The 251-nt window shown below is 56.6% G+C and carries 1 protein-coding gene; it reads right to left on the reverse strand.

Annotation, left to right across the window (positions count from 1 at the left end):
- Nucleotides 1-212 (reverse strand): S-layer homology domain-containing protein (locus H6B31_RS16995; protein ID WP_204899554.1); only part of this gene is annotated, 212 nt, incomplete at its 3' end.
- Between the last annotated feature and the right edge of the window lie 39 nt (nucleotides 213-251).

The following is a 251-nucleotide window of genomic DNA, read 5'->3' on the forward strand; positions in this document are numbered from 1 at the left end:
GCCATCTCGTTGCGGGTGACGTTCTGATCAGGGTTGAAGTCTCCGTTCTCGTCGCCGACCATGATCTCCACGGCCTGGAGAACCTCGATGGCTTCCTGATTGTCCTCAGAAGTCACGTCCGCGTAGCTCGCGGCGCTGGAGCCCATCACCATCAGGCCGGAAATCATGGCCGCGGTGAGACCCAGGCTGAGAGCACGCTTCAGGTTTCTCATTGGAATTCCTCCTTTTAAATTCAGGTTCGGAGGAAAGTT

It is taken from the genome of Pseudoflavonifractor capillosus (genome assembly GCF_016899775.1).
Lineage (GTDB): Bacteria > Bacillota > Clostridia > Oscillospirales > Oscillospiraceae > Lawsonibacter.